Source organism: Cohnella boryungensis (assembly GCF_042651945.1).
Lineage (GTDB): Bacteria > Bacillota > Bacilli > Paenibacillales > Paenibacillaceae > Cohnella > Cohnella boryungensis.
The window spans coordinates 260,124-281,114 of the sequence record NZ_JBHSED010000003.1 but is presented as its reverse complement, the minus strand read 5'-3'; the positions used below and the strand labels follow the sequence as shown (position 1 = coordinate 281,114).

Sequence of the window (20,991 nt, the reverse complement as noted above, 5' to 3'; positions counted from 1 at the left end):
CCCCCTTTGAAATATAAACTTTAGGCTTGCGGCCCGTTGCCGCAAGCCTCCTTTTTTTATCCTCGCTTGAATTCGGCCAATGAAGCCGCCGCGGCTCCGCAGCCCCAATCGAAAATCGTAAATTCGCCGAGACCGTCGACCGGCGTGCCGTCGTGATGATTGAAGTTTTCCATATGGAACCCGTAATCCAGCTCGTCGAAGTGCGGGTGAACGCGCTCGTAGATCGCCTTCACGCCAGCATTTTCCGGGCAGTACATCATGTAGAACGAGGCCTTCATCGCCCAGACGGCGCGGGCGCGGTAGCTCTCGTTGCCCGTCAGCCGATAGTATTCCAGATACGTCAAGGCAAACAGACTCTGGCGGGCATCGTTCCATTCGTCGTCGCTGCTCATGACGCCGAAGCCTCCGACCGTCGGCACCGGGAAGAAGGACGGCTGCCAGATTTGCTGATATAACGACGCTTCCGCCAGCACCTGCTCTCCCCGATCCAGCCAGTCCGCGTCGCCGCTAAGCGCATAGGCTTCCTTCATCGCTTCGGCCGTCCAATACATGCCGAAGTTGCATTGATTGTACAAGCCGCTGCGGGCATCCTTCTCGCCGAATTGCTTGCCTTCCCACTGGCGGGAGCAGGACCAGTACGTCTCGAAATCCTCCCAACGGCCCTCCGGCACGATTCGTTCCGTGACGTAGCAGGCCGCCCGGATCGCCGCCGAAGCGAATCTTTCATCCGGACGCAGCCGATGCAGCAACCCGAGCAGCATGACATGAATAGAGGTTTCGGGACTTTCCGTCAGGAACGGTGACGTCCCGGTGCCGTCCGCCCTGACCCAGGCCGGAAAAGCTCCGTCGTCTCTCTGAAGCGTCAGCAGCCTTTCTGCATAACGGGTGACATAAGGAAGAATGCGCTCGTCCGCCTTGATATCCCGATACCACTTCAGCAGCCACCAGCAAGTCCAGGAGGCATCGAGCAAATGAACGTGCTCGTCATGTCCGGCGGGACGACGCGGCCCCGACATGTACCATCTGCCCGACTCCCAACGATTGTCCTCGCCGGCCTGGTAGTAGCCGGGGAACAGCCCCCCCGTCTGCGGAGCGGACAACGCGAAGTTAAGCGCGAGCTCCGCTTTATGCTGCCAATCCGCATTTCCCTTTTCCTTTCCCCACAACGCATAGCCGTAAGCCGAGCGAAGTCCGCAGAACCAGGCCTGGTTCCATAGGCTTTTCGGTTCGCGCCACTCGTTCTCCCTCCCGAAGCCGGGCTTCTGTCTCGCGCAGACCAGGAAGACGACGCCTCCTGCCTCCGTACCGTCCTCCATCCGGAATTGCTGCCAGGAAACGTCGCTCCATCTGTCCAGCGCCCACTCGTAAGCGTAATCGGCGTAAGGCTCCAGCTTACCGGCAATATCCGCCTCCGACTCCTCGGACGATACCGGCATGCTGTCCCTGCCGAACCTCTCCCACAGGAAGCGTTCGACGGCTCTGAAATCGCGCTCCCGCTGCTTCTTCTCCTTGGCCCACTCTACGAGATACAGCCGGAAGGACAGCGTCTCCGTTACCTCCCTCTCTACAGGAGTCAATTCATGATAGACATGCCCGGTCTCCTCGTATTCGCACAGTCCGTAGGCGAGGATGCCGTCCTGAATCGTGTAATCCATCACATGCGGCACGATCCGGTCGCCGGCAAGCCGCGCCAGATCGGGCACGAGCGCCGTCATGACCGCGTTGTTCTCGAAGATGATCGCGGGAGAGCGGAAGGCCTTGTCTCCGACGGTCATTCCTTCTTGAGGCGCCAGATGCGGCTTCCACACGCATTCAAGCCCGACATCGTTCACGAAATACACTTGCAAGCCCGAGAACGTCATCGCATCGCCGTGCGCCGACGAAGCCGCGCCCACCTCAATTACGGCGACCGAAGCTTCGCCCGGCTTAATCGCTTTCGTTTCCCAGCTCAGCCTGATTTCGATTTTCGCGAATCCGGCGTTGGCCCTCCAGACCGCTTCGTTCTCCTCATACCGGGCGACATTCGGCGTAATCTCGCGCCACTGCCCGCCTTCGTGCCAGCGTATGCCGACCTTCTCGTTCAGCCATATCGGAAGCAATGCGCTCACCCTTTCACTCCGGACATTGTAATGCCTTGCACGTAATACCGTTGCAGGAACAGAAAGACAATCAAGATGGGAACCGAGCTAATCGAGGTCGCGGCCATAATTTTGCCCCACGAAATATTGCGCAGCGACTGGAACGAAGAAATCGCCACCTGAATGACCTGCTTCTTCTCCTCGTTAATGACGACCAGCGGCCAGAGAAACGAATCCCACTGATTCAGGAAGGTCATAATGCCGAGCGTAATGATCGCCGGAACGGCCGTAGGCAGCACGACCTTCCCGAAGATGCGCAGCCAGCTCGCTCCGTCCATCCTTGCGGCATCCAGAATGTCCCGCGGAATATCCGAGAAAAACTGGATGAGCATGAATATCCCGAACACCCACACGATCTGCGGCACGATCAGCGCCATGAACGAGTTGACCCAGTCCAGGTCGCGCATGAGCAAATATTGGGGAATCATGATCACCTCGTACGGAATGACCAGCGAGGACATGAACAGCGTCAGCAGCAGCTTCTTGAACGGGAATCTCAGCTTCGCAAAAGCAAAAGCGGCCATCGCGTTCACGATCAAGCCGAGCGAGGTCACCAGCACGGCCACGAACAATGTGTTCATCATATATCTCCCGAACGGCTTGCTCGGATCGAGGAAAATGTCCTTGTAGTTCTTCAGCGTCCACTCTACGGGCAGGAACAATTCGGGACTGAGCGTCGTATATTTGAAAATTTCCTCGTGCGAACGAAACGAGCTCATCACCATCCAATAGATGGGGAAGAGCGCGATGACCGCTACGGCGATCATGATCGCGATGCGCACGATGGCGATTAATGTTCGATTCATAGGTCCGTCTCCTTGCTTCTGAAGTTTCGTTCCATTCTTGCCTAATACTCGACGTCCGTACGGAAAATACGCAGCTGAACGATAGAGATCATCAGCACAAGGAAGAAGAACAGGAATGCGGCCGCGGCGGCATAGCCCATATTCATCTGCTTAAACGCCGTCTCGTAAATGAAATGAACGACGGTGCTGGTCGAGCCTGCGGGTCCCCCGCTCGTCGTGATATAGATCGGAATGAATATCTTCAAGGCATCCATCGTCGTGATGATGACCACGAAAGCCATTGTCCGCTTCAGCAGCGGCAGCGTGATGAGGAAGAAGCGTTGAGCGGGGCTGGCCCCGTCCACCTGCGCCGCCTCGTACAAGGAATCGGGGATATTGTTGAGCCCCGCCAGAAAGATCACCATGACGAAGCCCATGGCCTTCCAGATGCACAGCGCGATAATCCCCAGCATGGAGATGTCCGGGTTGGAGAGAAAATCCACTCCGGGAAGGCCGATGCCTTTCAATAGAACGTTCAGCATGCCGTAATCCTTGTTGTAGATCAGCTTGAATATCGTCGACGCGATGGCGAAGGACACGACAACGGGGATAAAATACACCGTTCGGAAAAACCCGACGCCGCGAAACTTCTTCTGCACAAGCAGAGCCAAGCCCAGCGATATGGCGGTCTGCACGGGCAGAACCACAAGCGTAAAATAAAACGAGTGCCAGAGGCTCGCCCCGAAATCGCCGTCGCTAAACAGCTTGCCGTAATTGGCGAAGCCTGCGAAGGACGATTGGGCCGAGATCAGATTGTAATTCTCGAAGCTGATGAGCAGCGCGCGGAACATCGGGTAGAAAATAAATACGGACAGCAGCAAAAATGCGGGAACGATAAAGAGGTACGCTGCCCTGGACTCCTGCTTGTCGTAGATGGCGGATCGATAAAATTTCAAGGTAATCCCTCCTCCTAGCCTTCCGAATACCGGTTTATGGAACGACAAAGGGAAGTAAGGATATTAGGCCTTCCCTACTCCCCCTGCCTGAACCTTCTCTAAGCTTTGTATCGCGTTTCTTTCCGGCGACGGTCGCCGTTACTTATGCATGGCCAAGCCGTCCTCGATCTTCTTGACCGCTTTGGCCAACGATTCGTCCACGTCTCCGTTCCCCAATCCGACGTCCTCGAACAGGAGGCGGATCGCTTCGCTGATCGCGGGGTACGCCGGCGTAACCGGCCGAGGATGACCGTATTTGGACAATTGCTCGGCGTAGATGTTCATTGGATATTCCTTGAGCTCGGCGTAAGCGTCGAACGTCGACTGACGGGCCGGGAGGTTTTTCGTTTCCTCGTACCAAACCTTGGAGCCCTCCACTCCGGTTACCCAGTTGACGAAAGCCCACGCTTCGTCGGGATGCTCGGACTTGGACGTGATCGCCATGCCCCAGCTGCCTGTCGTGCCGATCATGTTCTTGTCCTTCCACAGCGGCGCGATGTCGTAGTCTTCTCCGAGCTTGAAGTTCGGGAAGTTCTGCTCCTGGTTGGAGATCGCGAACGGCCCGTCTACGTGAATCGCGACCTTGCCGTTCCAGAACGCGTCCTGCGGCAGCTCCTTCGGAGACACCTTCTCCGTATTGAAAAGCGATTTCCAGAACGTCATCGCCTTTTTCGCTTCCGGGGAGTCCAGATAACCCTTGGCCGTCGTGCCGTCCGGGCTCAAAATTTCCGCTCCTGCCTGCCACAGGAAGGCCATCTCGGAGTATGGCGCGCCTTCATGGCCGGCGAAGCCCCATGGCGTCGGATTCCAGCCGTACACGCCCTTGGCCGGATCGTTCAGCTTGCGAGCCGCGTCCAGCACTTGGTCCCACGTCCAGGCTTCGTCTACGTTCTTGGATGGGAACGGGATGTTTTTCTCCGCGAACATTTTCTTGTTGTAGAACATAACGATCGTGCCTTCGTTGTTCGGAGCCGCATACAGCTTGCCGTTAAACGTCAGCCCTTCGATGACGGGCTTGAGCAGATCGTCCTTGTTGCCGTCCTTCGCGAAATAATCTTCAAGCGGAATGATCGCGCCCGAGTTGGCGTAAGAGGCCAGCGTCGGGGCGTCCAGCGCCATAATGTCGGGAGGATTGCCTCCCGCGAGCGCCGTGCGGATTTTCGTTTCGTACTGGTCGTTGGGAATCATCTGAAAGTCGATCTTGATGTTCGGATGCTTCTCCTCGAAGGAAGCGATCAGCTTCTTGAACGCTGCGGCTTCGGGCGCGTAATCGTGTCTCCAGAACGACAGCGTGACCGTCTCGCCTTCCGGCGCGGCCGAGCCGGCCGGCGAGCTTGAGGAGCCGGTGGCGGAATTCGAATTCGAGCCGGATGAGCACGCGGACATGCCGATGGCCATCACAATCGCGAGCAGAAGCGCTAAACTTTTTTTCATGGGACCCTCACCCTTCGGTTAATGTGATGCATCTACAGGCTAGCATCCAGGGGGGACTTCCTTGAATGCGTCCGCTTCGGTTGTTGGCATATAAAATCATCAGGCGGGCGGCGAAGGGGGATGGTTGCGGTATTCGTTCGGACTGACTCCGAAGTGCTTCTTGAATACGCTGCTCAGATAGCTGGCGTTGGCGAAGCCGACCAGCTCAGCGATGTCCGCAAGACGCATCTGCGGGTCGCGCAGAAGCTCCTCGGCCTTGCCGATCCGCACCTGAGTCAAATAGTCGCTGAAGGTTTTCCCTGTCTGCTTCTTGAACAGCTCGGACAAGTACGTCGGATTCAGGTGAAAGCGATCCGCCAGCATCGTCAGGCTGAGCTCGTTCATATAGGACTGCTCGATCGTCAGCCGAACCGCTTCGACGGCGGAAGCGCCGCCCGCCAGACGCGAGCGCCTCATCCCTTCTATAATCTGCGAGGCAAGCCCCTTCAAGTAGACCAGCGCGGAAGCGCCCGATCGATGCTTGTCCATCAGATCGGGGAACATCCAATGCTGCGTCTCGGGAATCGACAGCCGATATTTGCTCGCAGTCTGATCAAGCAGAAGAATGACGCGCAGCACGAAAGCCGCGACGCTCTGCGTCGGGTAGCTGTCGGCTTGAACGACCGACTCCACCGCAGCCGAGAACGATTCGGAATCGAGGTTTTCCAGCGCGAGCTCCAGCCGTCTCTCCAGCTCGGAAAAGCTTTCGGCCCCGGCCTCCTGGCCGGGCTCCGGCGGGATCACCTGAGAGACGATGCCCGACTGGCTGCGGCTCCAGGCCATCAGCGCGGACAGAAAGCCTTGACGCAAGCCGGCCGGACCTTGGAAGGGCATGCCTACGCCGATCACCGCTTCGACCTTCAGATAGCCGCGCACGTTGGCTTGCAGCTGCTCGCATAGAGCCGCTGCGCGGCGTTCGCCTTCAGCCGGGTCCGGGGACGAGACGACGATATGCATCATCCGCGCATAGCTGCGGTGATAGAAGACCAGGGCGGAGCCGCCCCACTCCCGTTGCTGCAGCGTCTCGCGGCACAGCAGTTGGAAGGCGAGACGGAACAGGCCGCTGCTTTCCGCGTTGACGCGCTCGCCGAGCCGCCCCTCCGGCACGCGATATTCCAGGCTGATGACCTGCAGGCAGGAGCGATCGTCGAGCCAATCCGCCATCCCGAGCCGCTTGGCTTCGCTGCGCAGCGCGATAAGACGGTCGTCGCTCTCGTTGTCGATCCAGTCGAGGACGAGCTGCTCCTTGAGCACGGATTCGCTTTCCGTGATCCGCTGCCTTGCCGACTCGTCGGAGAAATGCGCTCTGCGCTCCGTTTCCAGCTCTCCGCTCACCTTGCCCAGGATCGCCGTCAGCTCGCTTCGCACGACCGGCTTGAGCAAGTAGTCCTTGGCTCCGCATTGCAGCGCGGCCTTCACGAAATGAAAGTCGTCGTAGCCCGACAGCACGATCACCTTCGTGCGCGGATAGTTCTCCGCGCACTGCTTCAGCAGCTCCAGGCCGCTCATGACGGGCATGCGGATATCCGTCAGAACGAGGTCGAACGGCTCCCGCTCCAATAACGCCAGCGCTTCTCTGCCGTCCTGCGCCTCCCCTTCGATGGCGTAGCCAAGCGCGGACCAATCGATCTTCAGCTTCAGACCGCTGCGGATTTCCAGCTCGTCGTCCACCAGCATTACGCGATACATCGCTATTCCTCCTTCGTCGGCAAGCTCAATACGATACGAGTGCCTTTCTGCGGAGCGGATTCGATCGTGACCGAGAAGCTTCTGCCGTAATGCAAGTAACATCTGGCAAGCACATTCCTGAGACCGATTCGTCTTCCGCTCGCGCTCAGAACGTCCGTCATCTTGCCGCGGGCAATCTCCTCCCGCAGCTCCGCGATCAATTCCTTGGACATGCCGATCCCGTTGTCCGACACTTCAATCTCCAGCGCGTCTCCCGCGCTGCGGGCGGCAATGGCCACATGCGCTCCGGCCGCATTTTCCTGGCTGAACTTGATCGCGTTCTCCACAAGCGGCTGAAGGATGAACTTGACGATAAGCGCATTGCCCGACTCGGGCGAATCCTGAATGTCCACGCGAATCCGATCCCCGAAACGGATCTTCATGATCGAGACATAATCGCGAATATATTGCATCTCGTCGCGCAGCTTCACAAGATCGCTGTCCGCGCGCAGGGAATAGCGCAGCATCTGGCCGAGCCATTCGGTCACGTCGATAACCTCGTCGCTGCGCTTCTGGGCCGACAGGCTGCCGATCGCCTCCAGCGTGTTATAGAGAAAATGCGGGTTGATCTGCATCAGCAGCGCCTTATATTCGGCGTCCTTGCGCCGCATATTGGCCTGGAATTCGGTCTCGATCAGGAAGCGAAGTCGCTTGACCATGTTGCGAAACACGTTGACGACATATCCGACCTCATTGCGCGGCAGCTGCATTCGTGCGAGAGACTCGTCCTCCTCGCGGCTGAAGTCTCCCCGCTCGACCAGCCTCATCGAGCTTGCAAGCCGGGTCAGCGGACGCGCGATGCCCGCGGCCAGCCAGAACGCGGCGACGATCGTCAGCAGCAGGAGCACCGCGCCGACGGCCAGCATCGTTTGCTGCACGCGTTTCATTTTCTCGAACAGCTCGGATTCCCGGATTTCCCCGACAAGCATCCAGTTGGCGCTTTTGATTTTGCGATAGAGCACCTTATGGTTTTCTCCGTTTTGCTTAACCGTCAGCTTGCCGCCGGAATGCTTGTCCTTGCCGATGGACGGCAGCTCCTGCAGAAACCCGGACATCCCTTCGTCGATCCGCTGCTCCAGCACCGGCTGGCCGTCCATATCGACCAGATAGACGCGTCCGGTTTCTCCGAACTTGATTTTGTCCAGCGAGGTTTGGATCTGGGAGGTTTTGACGTTCAGCTTCAAGACGCCGATCTTGCGAAACGAGCTGAGCTGCACGAGGTTGAAGAGAAGGCTGTTCATGCTGACGCTATTCAAATAGTTGGGTTGATAGGAATCAAGGTGGGCGGGCACCCAGCGGACATCCTCCTGCTTGAACGTCTCGAACCAGGAGCTGTTCAGGAAGGACGGGTCATCGTTAAACGCCTGATCGCGGATTCCCACTGCGGTTCCGTTCTCGTTAAACAGCGTAATGGATGAGATAGAGGAGTGATTCAAGGCGATGGAAGAGAGAAATTTGCGAATTTCCGCATCTACGGTAAGCCGCTTCTCCCGGGGCAGACTGGGGTCAAGCTGCGCGGTAATCCACTGCTGGGTCACCTCGTTGCTGAGCACCTGATTCGCGACATCCTCCACCTGGGTCGTGAGCGTGTTGACGAACGCGGCGTATTGGTCCATCGTCTGCGAGGTGGACTCTTCAATGGAATTTCCGATTACGGTGTTCGACACTTGCGTGAACACGGCGACCATCGTAATGAATGGGACGATAAACACGACGATAAATGCGGCGGATAATCGGGTTCTAAGCGAGTAGAACATCGGATGCCCCCTCCGAACAATGAACGCCCCCTACTCTCTAAGAGCGAGGGAGGCCGGTAAGAATCATTGTACTAGAACAAGTAAAGCAATCTTCACTTTATCAGGAAAAGCCCGCCTAGGGAATTCACTATTTTCGGATATCCGCCCCCATTAATTTCGGAATAAACGTCGATCCGCTTGGCCGCTTCCGATTTCATAATTGAAATTTCTCCCATTGTCATCATTTTATCCCCTTACGCCCCCCTCCGTTCTCCTTCACAATAAAAGTGCACCCCCGCTTATTGGCCGTCTGCTCCCTTGAGCTCTCCCCCATTCGATCCATTCTTTCTTCACCAACAACTCTCTCACTCAAATCCGGCATTCGGGCCAATTCGCATTGCCTTCATTTGTCGTTGGACTTCGCATCGCAAAGGAGGGATTCGCCGTAGATTGGGATTTTTAATTGAAAGCGGTTACAAAAAATCTTAAGGAGAGGTGGATTTACGACATGACCTTGCACGGAACAACGATTCGCAAAGGAAAGGTCCTTGCATTGATCGCCGCGATCCTGCTGTCAGCGTTGGCAACCTTGACTTACGAGACTGAGAAAGCCGAAGCCGCCGGAAGCTATAAGATTATCGGCTACTACCCCGCTTGGGGAGCCTACGGCAGAAACTACAACGTGACGGATATGGATGTCACGAAGGTAACCCATATCAATTATGCATTCGCGGACATTTGCTGGAACGGCATCCACGGCAACTCCGATCCGACCTCCCCGAATCCGGCCACCTGGAGCTGTCAGGACGAGGTCGGCACGATCAACGCGCCTAACGGAACGATCGTGCTGGGCGATCCTTGGATCGATGCTCAGAAATCGTTTCCCGGCGATACGTGGGATAAGCCGATTAAAGGGAATATCGGTCAGCTGATCAAGCAGAAGCAGGCGCATCCGAATCTGAAAACGATCATCTCGATAGGGGGATGGAGCTGGTCCAACCGATTCTCGGACGTGGCCGCCAGCGCGGCGACGCGGGAGACCTTCGCCAATTCCGCCGTCGACTTCCTGCGGAAGTACCAGTTCGACGGCGTCGATCTCGATTGGGAATATCCGGTCAGCGGCGGGCTTGCGGGCAACAGCGTGCGGGCGGCGGATAAGCAGAACTACACGCTGCTGCTTCAGAAGGTGCGCGAGAAGCTCAATGCGGCGGGAGCGGCCGACGGCAAAACCTATACGCTGACGATCGCCTCCGGAGCCGGACCGAACTTCGTGCAAAATACGGAGCTGAGCCAGATTGCCGCCATCGTCGACTGGATCAATATCATGACCTATGATTTCAACGGCGGCTGGCAGACGATCAGCGCCCACAACTCTCCGCTCTATTACGATCCCGCGGCGGCTGCGGCAGGCGTTCCGGATGCCGCGACCTTCAATGCCGCAGCGGGCGTGCAGGGGCATCTGAATGCCGGCGTGCCGGCGAGCAAACTCGTCCTGGGCATGCCGTTCTACGCTCGCGGCTGGAGCGGCTGCGCGGCGACGGGCAACGGACAATACGCCAGCTGTACCGGACCTTCGCCGGGAACCTGGGAACCCGGCGTACTGGACTTCAGCAATCTGGAGGCCCAGTATATCAACAAGAACGGCTACACGCGCTACTGGAACAACGTCGCCAAAGTTCCCTATCTGTACAATCCTTCCAATGGCGTGTTCATTTCCTACGACGACACGGAATCGTTCGGACACAAAACCTCGTACATCAAATCGACGGGACTCGGCGGAGCTATGTTCTGGGAATTCAGCGGCGATCGGAACAAGACGCTTCTTACGAAGCTCGCCAATGATCTCTCCGGTACGAGCGGCGGAGACACAACGCCGCCTTCCGTACCCGCCAACGTTCATATGACAAGCAAAACTTCCTCAAGCGTAAGCTTGGCGTGGAACGCCTCCACGGACAACATCGGCGTAACGGGCTACACCGTAACTTACGGAACGACGAGCATCAACGTGTCCGGCACGAGCGCCACGGTGAGCGGCTTGTCCGCCAATACGCCGTACACGTTCACCGTTAAAGCCTTCGACGCGGCCGGCAACGTCTCGAATGCCAGCGCTCCGGTTCAGGTTACGACCGATACGGGCAGCTCCTGCACGGTGGCGGCCTGGAATGCCGGGCAAGCGTATACGCAAGGCCAGCGCGCCTCCTATAACGGGATCACCTATGAGGCCAAATGGTGGACGCAAGGCGACCAGCCTGACCTCAGCGGAGAATGGGGGGTATGGAAGGTCATCGGTCCATGCGGAGGCGGAACCGATACGACCGCTCCGTCGATCCCGGCCAATCTGCAATCCACGGGCAAGACCTCGACCACGGTCAGCCTGTCCTGGAGCGCCTCTACGGACAACGTAGGCGTTACCGGATATATCGTGCTCTACGGGACGACTTCCGTGAATGTTACGGGAACGTCGGCTGTGCTGACCGGACTGAGCCCGAATACGACGTACGCCTTTACGGTCAAAGCCAGGGATGCGGCCGGCAATCTCTCGGGCGCTAGCGCCGCGCTGCAGGTCAAGACGGATGCCGCTTCGGGAGGCACCAGTTGGGCGCCCAATGTGAGCTATCAGGTGAACGATACCGTGACCTACGGCGGCGTGTCCTATACTTGCCTGCAGGCCCACACCTCTCTGACGGGCTGGGAGCCGCCGAACGTTCCGGCCTTATGGAAGACGCCATGACGCCATGACGCGATGATACCGCTTTCTCTTTTGTAACCGAACCGTAATCTGGCTTTCATCTTTTCTTCATGTTGCCCGGTTACAATACAAACATGACCCCCCTTTTCAATAATATATATCTTGAGGCTAGCGGCCCGATGCCGCTAGCCTACTTTTTTTGCAGCGCGTCATTGAAGAAGGCTTTCACCTTCGGCCAGAACGCGGGATCGCGTTCCGACGCGCTGTGGCCGTCGGTTTCTACGAACAGGTGCGGAAGCTCGGGCGTACGGTTCAATACGAGACTCAGCTCGCTGGAGGGAATGAAGCCGTCATTTCGCGAATGCACCAGCAGAGTCGGCGTTCCGCGGCCGCGGGCGTTGTCATGCAGAATTCGAACCGGATTGGCTGACTTGATCATCGACTGCGAGATGCCGCTGCGCCAAGTCATGATTCGAGGAACAAGCTGCGCTAACGGAAATTGGGGAAGCTTCCGTCGCTTCAGCTCCGCGCCGATCATCGTTGTCAAGCTCACCGGCATCGAATCGGTTACAAGCGCGGCGATGGGGGCATCTTCTTCGAGAGCCAGCACCGCTCCGAAGCCGCCAAGCGAATGTCCGAGGACCCCCACGCGGTTTATATCCGCCTCCGGCCGATTCGCCAGCCAGCTAAGAGCCGCCAGCAGATCGTCGCGGAATTGCAGTCCCGTCGGCGTCTTGTAATACTCGCTGTCTCCATGGCTGCGGGCATCGTACATGAGGATCGTATAGCCTTCATCATATAGCGGGAGGGCATAACGCAGCACCCTTGACCGGTTCGAGCCCCAGCCGTGGGCAATGATAATAACCGGTCCCGGCTTCGAAGCCTCGTCAACCGTTCGTTGGATCAGAAGCCAGCCTTTCACCGTCTTACCGCCGCTTTGCCATTCCGCCTCCTCGTAAGGCACCGGCGGAACCTGCTCGTTCGGAACATGACGCGGCCTCTGCGCCTTTACCGTCAACCCGTACAATGCCGCAGCCGCACTTCCCGTCAGCGCCCCCGCCCCTCCAACCAACCAAGCGATTACGGCGATACCCATTGCATTCCCCCTCCTTTGCCTTCCTTATCTTTCTATTTTAACCCATTTTCCGCGTAGGAACCAAGCTTGTCCCACCGCCCTTTTCCAGCCTCTACGCCTGTGTCTTACTCTCGTTGAAACTCCAGAATATCGGAGCATATTTCGTAACATTGTGTAATGCCTTCGAAAGAGGGCCGGCGCTATAATGTAAACGTTAACAGTGAGCGAATAAGGAGCGTAACCGATGTCCGAACTTACGAATAAAAAGACGATCTATCCCATTCTGTTCGCCATTAGCGCAGCCCATCTGATGAACGACGCGCTGCAAGCCGTCATTCCCGCTTCCTATCCGATCCTGCGCGAGGCATTGGGGCTAAGCTATACCCAGCTCGGCATCATCACCTTCGTGCTGTTCTTCTCCTCCTCCGTCATGCAGCCGTTCGTCGGCATGTATACGGATGCCAGACCCTCTCCGAAATTGCTTCCGATCGGGATGGGCATCGCGGGAGCAGGTATGCTTGGACTCGCCTTCTCGCCGCAATACGCGCTGGTTCTCCTGTCGGTGCTTATGGTCGGAATCGCCTCGGCGATGTATCACCCGGAGGGCGCGCGAATTGCCTTTCTTGCGGCGGGACCGCGGCGGGGCCTGGCGCAATCCATCTTCCAGGTAGGCGGAAACGCAGGCAGCGCCCTGGCTCCGCTAATGACCGCCTTTATTTTCTTCCCTTACGGCCAGAAGGGGGCCATCTGGTTTACGGGAGTCGCCGCTCTCGGCGTTGCCATTCAAGTGTGGGTCTCGCGATGGTATCGCGGCTATCTTGACCGTATGCCGCTGCGCAAGAAAGAGATTAAGGTTCGGGAGCTCGATCCCCGCAAGCGCAAGCAGATTCTGTTTGCCATTACGCTTGTCGTGTTGATTGTGTTTGCGCGCTCCTGGTATGGAGCGGGCTTATCCAACTACTTTGTCTTCTATTTGATCGAGCGATTCGACATTACGGTGCCCCAGTCTCAAATGTACATCTTCCTGTACATGGGCGCGGGAATTGCCGGAACCTTCTTCGGCGGCCCGCTGGCCGACCGTTTCGGCCGCAAAAACGTCATTCTCTTCTCCGTACTGGGCGCCGCCCCGTTCGCCATGCTGCTGCCGATCGCAAGCGAGGTATGGTGCTATATTCTGCTGTTCATTCTCGGACTTATTAACCACAGCAGCTTCTCCGTCACCGTCGTCTACGTGCAGGAGCTTGTTCCGGGAAAGGTCGGCACGGTATCCGGCCTCATCACCGGTCTGGCCTTCGGCATGGGCGCGCTTGGAGCGGTAGGACTGGGGGGACTTATCGACCTTACCGATCTGACCTTTGTCATCGTCGCCACCTCGTTCCTGCCTTTGCTCGGAATGATGGGCTTCCTGCTTCCGTCCGATCGCAAGGTGAAGACATTGACCGAGACCTCTTCTGTATGAATGAACGGCGGAACGCGCCCTCGACGACCGCCGCTCCGCACACAAACGGCTTGCGCTGTCCTTCTTGGACCGCGCAAGCCGTTTGTATTTACTTCTAATGGATCGTTCGCTTGTACTCGTTAATGTTGATCCCCGTCATTTCCTTAAACACCCGGCACAGGTAGGAGGAGCTTGTAAACCCGACTCTTTCCGCGATCTCGTAGACCTTCAGGTGAGAGCTCTCCAGCAGCTGCTTCGCCATTTCAATACGGAACTGCTTGATGTAATCGACGATCGTAATGCCCGTCTCTTGCTTAAACAAGCTGCACAGGTAATTCGGACTCAGGTACAGATGCTGGGACAGCTGCTGCAGCGTGATCGGCTGCCCGTAGTTCGCCTTGATGTAGTCCATCAATTGCTGCACCTCGCGATGCGTCGTCTCCTTGACCGGAATATCCAGTCCGTCCCTTTCTTCCGCCCCCGTCTGCGCCGCATCCGAACTATCCTTCAGGCGCTTCATCACGCCCGCAAGCTCGGAGGAATCCAGCTCATGCTTAAGCAGGTAATCCTGGGCCCCCGATTTCAAAGCCTGCTTGACGAAATGAAAATCATCATACGAGCTGAGCACGACGATCTGAATCAGCGGGTGCTTCTGGCGCAATTCGACGATCAGATCGATTCCGTTCATCTCGGGCATGTTGATATCCGTAAGGACGATATCCGGACGGCAATCCTGCAGCAGATCCAACGCATGCTTCCCGTTGATGGCCTCCCCGCAGATGCGAAAGCCCTCCTTCTCCCACTCCATGCTCGAACGTATCGCATAGCGGTACATCACATCATCCTCTACGATCATCACCTGCTGCATGCTTAGCCCCTCCTAGTCGAATGTCGAGCGGCAGAAGCGCGGTGGCCACCGTTCCCTTGCCCTCTGTCGAGGAGAAGCGGAGGCCGTAGTCTTCGCCGTAATACAGCTTGATCCGTTCGTTCACGTTTCGGACGCCAATGCTGTGCAGGCCCGGGTACAAGCTTTCGTTCTCCCGACGCAGCATTCGTTCAAGCTTTTCCTTGCTCATGCCCACGCCGTTGTCCTCCACCTCAAGCACGAGGCAGGAACCGGCCGTATAGGCTCGCAGAATCAGCAGACCGTTGCCCTTGGACATCTCGATACCATGCTGCAGGGCGTTCTCCACAAGCGGCTGCAAAATAAAATGAAGCATCATGCAATCGAGCAAAGTCGGCTCCACCTCCCGTACGACGCGGAAGCGGTTCTCGTAGCGAAAGGCCTGAATGCCGAGATAATGGTCGATATAATCGAATTCCTCGCGCACCGTGACGAACTCGCTCTTCCGCTTGACCGACGTATTGAGCAGGCCGATCAGGTTTTTGACCATTTGCTCAATGGTCGGATGCTTGTCCCTGTTGGCCAGCCAGAGAATGGAGCCGAGCGTGTTGTACAGAAAATGGGGATGGATCTGTGCCTTAAGCACTTGGAATTCCGCTTGCTGCTTGGCCAGTCGTTCGACATAAAGATTCTGAATCAGCTCGTTGATGCGAGCGACCATCACGTTAAATCTCTGGCCGAGCAGACCGATCTCGTCCCGGCTGGAAGACTTGACCTGTACGGAGAAATCGCCCTCCTCGACTCGCCTCATCGTCCTCTCCAGCTTCTGGATGCTGCGTGTAACGGAGCCCGATATCCATAGAGCGAGCATCGCCGTCACGACAAGGGAGACGGCGCACGTCAGCAGCAAGTAAGCCTTCAGCCGCTGGGAAGGCTGCAGCAGCTCCGATCTCGGAACGATATGGAGCGCTTCCCAGCTCGCATTCTCGGAAAACTGCCGAGTCAGATAGTAATCCTGGCCTTCAGCCGTGATCAAGGTTTGGGTCTCCAGCCGATGCTCGGTATCCCGCTGCCAAGCCTGAATAACCGGCCGGACATTGTTTTCCGCGTACAGCACCTCTCCGCGGCGATTGAGAATCGCCGTCGATCCCCCGTAAATCTGATTATGATTGCCGCTAACGGCGTCGAGGTACCCGCTGTCCAGATAAAAAATAATTCTGCCGTAGGAGCGCAGCGTATTCGCGTCAATAAGCTTGCGGGTATAGACGATTTCCCCTTCGTTCTTCGCCGGAAGCCACAGCGACTGCGGACTTCCCGCCGCCTCCAGGCGGCTATCCGCCCAGTTGTACAGCTCTCTGGCCTCCTTGCCGCTCATGCTGCCGCTCAGGCTCAGGTAGGAGCTTCGCTCATACCAGTACAGGTGGCCTTCCTCCGACTGCACCAGCACGGTTTTGATATCCCGGCTCAATCCGAAGAAGAGACTCAGAATCGACTCCACGTTCCGGCGATTATGGTACACTTGTTCCGTTGTGGCGAAAGCCATGCTTTCGGACACGAGCGCGAACAGCCGTTCATTATTCTGAATCGCGTAGGTGCTTTGCTCGAAGCTGTCGGCGCGCCCGGGCACCGAGAACGACAGCTGGTCCGTCAGCATCGCGGAGAAGGCCTTCGTGTTGCTGACAATCTCTTTCGTAGATATCCAATAGGTCAAGTAACCGATCATCGTCACCGTGAGCAAAATAACCGCCAAATAAGAGAAAAGCAGGCGAGTACGGATTCGGGGGCTTCTAAGGTTGCGTATCGTGGCGCTCCGCAGTGGAATCCTCATGTTGATCCTCTTTTCGATGCAGAGGCAGAGACAGAGGCTGCTGCCTACCGGATGTGGTTCTTCTCCCATTATACTTGATAGCGGTTACAGGGAAAGCTGCAAAACCATCCACATGAAAGCGCTTTCCATTCTGCGGAATATAAATATTATACGTGCTGACGGGAAGGCTATCATTAAACAAAACTACGAAAAATAGTACAATCTTCAGCCATTCCGGCATGTGCTTGAAGCCGGAACGCCCCGGTTCGCCACTCCCATAAGATCGTCCAATTTCTCGTAACATCGTGTAATGAAAACGCATTCAGAAGCTCCCTATAATAGCTTTAGGACGGCGGACCTCCCTTCGCCTCCCCACAACCTACAATTCGAGAGGGGCAACCGAAAAATGAAGAAGTGGATGGGCTTGACTTTAATTATCGCAATACTCGGGGTCATCATCGGATGCGGAGGCAACCAGAACGACAAGGCCTCGCCATCCGCAACGCCTGGAGCGGAAAGCGCTCAGGCCGGCAATCAGCCGAAGGTCAAGCTGACGATCGCGCATCTTATGGTCGAGGAGGGCGCGCGCGTGTGGGTTGCAGATATGATCTCGAACTTCACGGCGAAATATCCTAATGTGGAAGTCGAAGAAATCGCCGCCAATACGGACAAGTACAATACGATGCTGAAAACCAAAATCGCCAGCGACGACGCTCCGGACATTATGCTTCTGGTCAACCTGAACGATGCCAACCGCGATTTTCTTGACGGAGGGTTTGTCCTGGACCTGACGGATCAGCCGTTCATGAGCAACGTCAACTCGATCGAGCGCCAATACATCGACGGCAAGCTGTATGCGCTGCCGTTCGACATGAACGCCAACGGCGTTATCTATAACAAGGATGTGTTCGAGAAAGCCGGCATTACGGAGGTTCCGAGAACGTACAGCGCCTTCAAGGACACGCTGGAGAAGCTGAAGCAAGCGGGCTTCGCCGGCATGGCGGCCGGCTTCAAGGAAAACTATTACGTCAACGGAGACATCGGCGCGGACTGGCGGGCAGGCGCCCTGTCGGTCAATCCGGAGTGGATTACCCAGCTGCAGGACCGTACGCTGCGCTTCGCCGACGACGATCAAATGCGCGGCATTCTGGAGCGGCTGAACGACCGGTTCGCTTATGCGCAGACCGATCCGTTCGGCACGGACGCCAACTCGGCGCTGTCGCTGGTCGCTACGGGCAAGGCGGGCATCATTCAGCACGGCTCCTTCATGGTGGACGCCATCAAAAAAATCAACCCGGACGTGCGCCTCGGTTTCTTCCCGTTCCCTTGGTCCGAGGACAAGGCGCAGAACAACCTCCCGCTGGGCAGCGGAATCGGCGGACTCGCCGTATACAAGGATTCGCCGAACAAAGAGTGGGCGCTTAAATTCCTTGAGCAGGTCGCAACCAAGGAGATGGGCGAATCTCTGCAGAACAACAAGGGCGGCTTGTCCTTGATCAAGGATGTACCGCTTCCTCAAAATCCGACCTTCCAGGAAATTATCGCCTATCGGGACAGCGGGGAAGTATTCGACTACACCGGCATTCGCACCAACTTCTCTACGGAATACAGCAATGCGCTCGCTCAGAAAACAGTAGAATTCCTTATGGATTCCAAACGCGACGTCGATGCGGCGCTGAAGCGTCTGGACGCCGAATTCGACAGAATCGCCAAGACAAGCGGCAAATAAGACAGATGGACCGAGGAAGGGGGACCGCCCGTTAATCCGGGCGGAGCCTTCTATCCGGGAGGAGTGGAGATAAACCGATGACACGCATTCAATTCCGCAGGACGGCCGTCCAACTGTCCTTCCTGCTTCCGATCGCTCTCTTTTTTACCTTTGCCATGCTGACTCCGTTTTTCATGGGAATAGAGGTTTCTTTTACCGATTGGAACGGCTTGTCCAAAACGATGAACTATATCGGCTTCGATAATTACCGGAACATCTTCATCAGCCCAGACGTGCTGATTCCGTTAAAAAATACGCTGGCCTACGGCTTGATGTACGTCGTTGCCAACAACCTTCTCGCGCTGGGGCTTGCGCTTGCCCTGAACCGGACTTTTCGCGGCCGCAACGCCTCGCGTCTTATTTTCTTCATTCCCAACGCCTTGAGCCCGGTCCTGACCGCGTTCGTCTGGTCCTTCATCTACAAGGATCTGTTCAGAGAGCTGTTCAACATCCAGAGCTTGTTCAGCAGCACCGGCACGGCTTTACTCGGAATCGTCATTCTCGCCGTGTGGCATAACGTGGGCATCAGCATGCTGATTTACCTGGCATCGCTCAGCGGCGTTCCCAAGGAGCTCTATGAAGCCGCGACCGTGGACGGCGCAGGCGCATGGCAGCGCTTCATCCGCGTCACGGTTCCAATGATCGTCCCGGCGTTCACCGTATGCATTACCTTGTCGCTGACGAGCGGCTTGCGCGAGTTCGCCTTTCCCCTCGTCGCAACCGGCGGCGGCCCTGTTCGGGCGACCGAAACGCTGGCCATCTATATTTACAATTATTTGTTCGCCTATAACAAGGCCGGTTACGGACAAGCGCTTGCCTTCTTGTTCATGGCCTTCCTGCTTATCGTCGGCCTGACCGTATCCCGCTTGCTGCGCAGAAAGGAGATCGAAGCTTAATGACTTACAAAGCGGCCTCCCTCAAGCATTGGATGATCAATCTGCTCGTTCTGTTGCTTGCGGTCGTCTTCCTGACTCCTTTTTACCTGTCTGTCGCCACTTCCTTCAAGACCCCGCTGGAAATCGCGGAATCGGTTCTCGCCCTGCCTCAGAAGCTCGCCTTCGCCAATTATTCCAAGGCGATGGATACGATGAATATGGGCAGATCGTTCTTCAACAGCCTGATCGTCACGGCCGCCTCCACGACGCTGATCATTCTGTCCAGCGCGATGGGCGCCTACGTGATCGCCAGAAACTATGCCAAGAGAGGCTACAGGCTCGCCGAGGCGCTCCTGCTTGCGGCTCTGATGATTCCTTTTCAGATTATAATGATTCCGGTCTACAAGCTGCTCAAGACGACGATGCTGCTCAATTCGCTCACGGGAGCGGTGCTCATACTGGTCGGAACGAGCATTCCTTACTGCACCTTTCTATTGATCGGATTTATCAAGTCCGTTCCCAGAGAGCTGGAAGAGGCCGCGATAATCGACGGCTGCGGACCTTACCGGACGTTCTGGCAGATTGTGTTTCCGCTGCTGAAGCCGATTACCTCCTGCCTTGCCGTCCTCTACGTCCTATGGATGTGGAACGACTTTAACGTCGCGCTGATCGTGCTTCAGAAAGAAGCCGTCAAAACGTTAACCGTGCAGCAGTTTTATTTCTTCGGCGAGAATTCGACCGAATACGGGCTGGCTTTCGCAGCCGCCTGCCTGTCCATGATCCCGATCGTCGCCGTATTCCTGCTGGCTCAGAAATATATTATCGAAGGCTTGACCGCCGGCGCGTTGAAAGGCTGATCCCATTCTAGGAGAGTGTAACGATATGAAGAAATACGCAAGCGTGACGGGAGCGGACCGGGGCTTGGGCCTGGAGCTCTGCCGGCAGCTGTTAGCGAAAGGATATTCGGTGTTCGCGGGCAAGTACATCTCCGACGGAGAAGAACTGACGGCGCTGCAGGCCGAATATCCCGAACAGCTCTTCGCTGTTCCGTTGGATGTGGGAAACGATGACAGCGTCAAAGCCTTCGCCGCCGAGATCCGGAGCAAGACGGACAAGCTCGAGCTGCTGATCAACAACGCGGCGATCATCGGCAATGACCGAAAAAACAGCATCCTCGATGAGGAGCTCGATATCGATGACATGCTTCGCACGTTTAACGTAACCGGGCTCGGCTCCCTTCGCGTAACGAACGCGTTGATAGAGCCTCTGCTCGGCGGGGACGGCAAGCTTATCGTGAATGTATCCTCCGAGGCCGGAAGCATCAACCAGAGCTGGCGCACGGGCTTCTATGGCTATTGCATGGCCAAGACGGCCATGAACATGCATTCCACGATCACCTACAATCGAATCAAGGAGCTTGGCGGGCATGTGCTTGACCTGCACCCCGGATGGATGCAAGGAAAACTGAGCGGCAAGCTGGACACGACCGCCGATCTAACACCGGAATTTGCCGCGCAGAAGCTGATGGACATCATCGGGCGTTATCGCACTTATCAAACGAACCAGCCGGCGTTTCTCGATTATCTGGGCAGAAAGCTACCCTGGTAAGCCCGGCGACCAATAATCCGATTATCCATGGG

The 20,991-nt window shown here is 56.7% G+C and carries 15 protein-coding genes; 6 read left to right on the top strand and 9 right to left on the bottom strand.

Annotation, left to right across the window (positions count from 1 at the left end):
* Positions 1-56: 56 nt before the first annotated feature.
* The 6 genes from ACFO1S_RS02555 to ACFO1S_RS02530 form a co-directional block, all read right to left on the bottom strand.
* A complete protein-coding gene (locus ACFO1S_RS02555) occupies positions 57-2,108 on the bottom strand; it encodes a hypothetical protein (protein ID WP_204600806.1) in 2,052 nt (683 codons plus the stop codon).
* Positions 2,105-2,944, bottom strand: a complete 840-nt coding sequence (locus ACFO1S_RS02550) for a carbohydrate ABC transporter permease (RefSeq protein ID WP_204600807.1) — start codon at positions 2,942-2,944, stop codon at positions 2,105-2,107. Before ACFO1S_RS02550 ends, ACFO1S_RS02555 begins: the two co-directional genes overlap by 4 nt.
* A 41-nt stretch (positions 2,945-2,985) precedes the next feature.
* Positions 2,986-3,879 (bottom strand): carbohydrate ABC transporter permease, encoded by an 894-nt coding sequence (locus ACFO1S_RS02545; protein WP_378126179.1) that lies wholly within the window; start codon positions 3,877-3,879, stop codon positions 2,986-2,988.
* 138 nt (positions 3,880-4,017) lie between these two features.
* Entirely contained in the window at positions 4,018-5,352 is a 1,335-nt protein-coding gene (locus ACFO1S_RS02540; protein ID WP_204600808.1) for an ABC transporter substrate-binding protein, read from the bottom strand.
* 99 nt (positions 5,353-5,451) lie between these two features.
* Positions 5,452-7,080, bottom strand: a complete 1,629-nt coding sequence (locus tag ACFO1S_RS02535) for a response regulator transcription factor (protein ID WP_204600809.1) — start codon at positions 7,078-7,080, stop codon at positions 5,452-5,454.
* 2 nt (positions 7,081-7,082) lie between these two features.
* Positions 7,083-8,876, bottom strand: a complete 1,794-nt coding sequence (locus ACFO1S_RS02530) for a sensor histidine kinase (protein ID WP_204600810.1) — start codon at positions 8,874-8,876, stop codon at positions 7,083-7,085.
* Between the two features lie 487 nt (positions 8,877-9,363).
* Between ACFO1S_RS02530 and ACFO1S_RS02525 the strand changes: the two genes are divergently transcribed.
* Positions 9,364-11,586 carry a glycosyl hydrolase family 18 protein gene (locus ACFO1S_RS02525; RefSeq protein WP_204601054.1) on the top strand — a complete coding sequence of 741 codons (2,223 nt, stop codon included), beginning with the start codon at positions 9,364-9,366 and terminating at the stop codon, positions 11,584-11,586.
* Positions 11,587-11,734: 148 nt separating this feature from the next.
* On the opposite strand, the gene ACFO1S_RS02520 is transcribed toward ACFO1S_RS02525, so the two are convergent.
* Positions 11,735-12,640, bottom strand: a complete 906-nt coding sequence (locus ACFO1S_RS02520; RefSeq protein WP_204600811.1) for an alpha/beta hydrolase — start codon at positions 12,638-12,640, stop codon at positions 11,735-11,737.
* 223 nt (positions 12,641-12,863) lie between these two features.
* On the opposite strand from ACFO1S_RS02520, the gene ACFO1S_RS02515 reads away from it, so the two are divergent.
* Positions 12,864-14,078 carry an MFS transporter gene (locus ACFO1S_RS02515; RefSeq protein WP_204600812.1) on the top strand — a complete coding sequence of 405 codons (1,215 nt, stop codon included), beginning with the start codon at positions 12,864-12,866 and terminating at the stop codon, positions 14,076-14,078.
* Between the two features lie 94 nt (positions 14,079-14,172).
* Here ACFO1S_RS02515 and ACFO1S_RS02510 read toward each other — a convergent pair whose 3' ends face one another.
* Positions 14,173-14,925: a response regulator transcription factor gene (locus ACFO1S_RS02510; RefSeq protein ID WP_204600813.1), complete on the bottom strand. Its 753-nt coding sequence runs from the start codon at positions 14,923-14,925 to the stop codon at positions 14,173-14,175.
* Complete coding sequence (locus ACFO1S_RS02505; protein WP_204600814.1) at positions 14,897-16,729, bottom strand: sensor histidine kinase; 1,833 nt, start codon at positions 16,727-16,729, stop codon at positions 14,897-14,899. Before ACFO1S_RS02505 ends, ACFO1S_RS02510 begins: the two co-directional genes overlap by 29 nt.
* Positions 16,730-17,114: 385 nt before the next feature.
* Between ACFO1S_RS02505 and ACFO1S_RS02500 the strand changes: the two genes are divergently transcribed.
* The 4 genes from ACFO1S_RS02500 (at position 17,115) to ACFO1S_RS02485 (ending at position 20,959) form a co-directional block, all read left to right on the top strand.
* Complete coding sequence (locus ACFO1S_RS02500) at positions 17,115-18,437, top strand: ABC transporter substrate-binding protein (protein WP_204600815.1); 1,323 nt, start codon at positions 17,115-17,117, stop codon at positions 18,435-18,437.
* A gap of 77 nt (positions 18,438-18,514) precedes the next feature.
* The gene (locus ACFO1S_RS02495) at positions 18,515-19,372 is read left to right on the top strand and encodes a carbohydrate ABC transporter permease (RefSeq protein WP_204600816.1); all 858 of its coding nucleotides are present in this window, start codon (positions 18,515-18,517) and stop codon (positions 19,370-19,372) included.
* Positions 19,372-20,208, top strand: coding sequence for a carbohydrate ABC transporter permease (locus ACFO1S_RS02490; protein ID WP_204600817.1), 837 nt, complete (start codon positions 19,372-19,374; stop codon positions 20,206-20,208). Before ACFO1S_RS02495 ends, ACFO1S_RS02490 begins: the two co-directional genes overlap by 1 nt.
* 25 nt (positions 20,209-20,233) lie before the next feature.
* Entirely contained in the window at positions 20,234-20,959 is a 726-nt protein-coding gene (locus tag ACFO1S_RS02485; RefSeq protein WP_204600818.1) for an SDR family NAD(P)-dependent oxidoreductase, read from the top strand.
* Positions 20,960-20,991 lie beyond the last annotated feature (32 nt).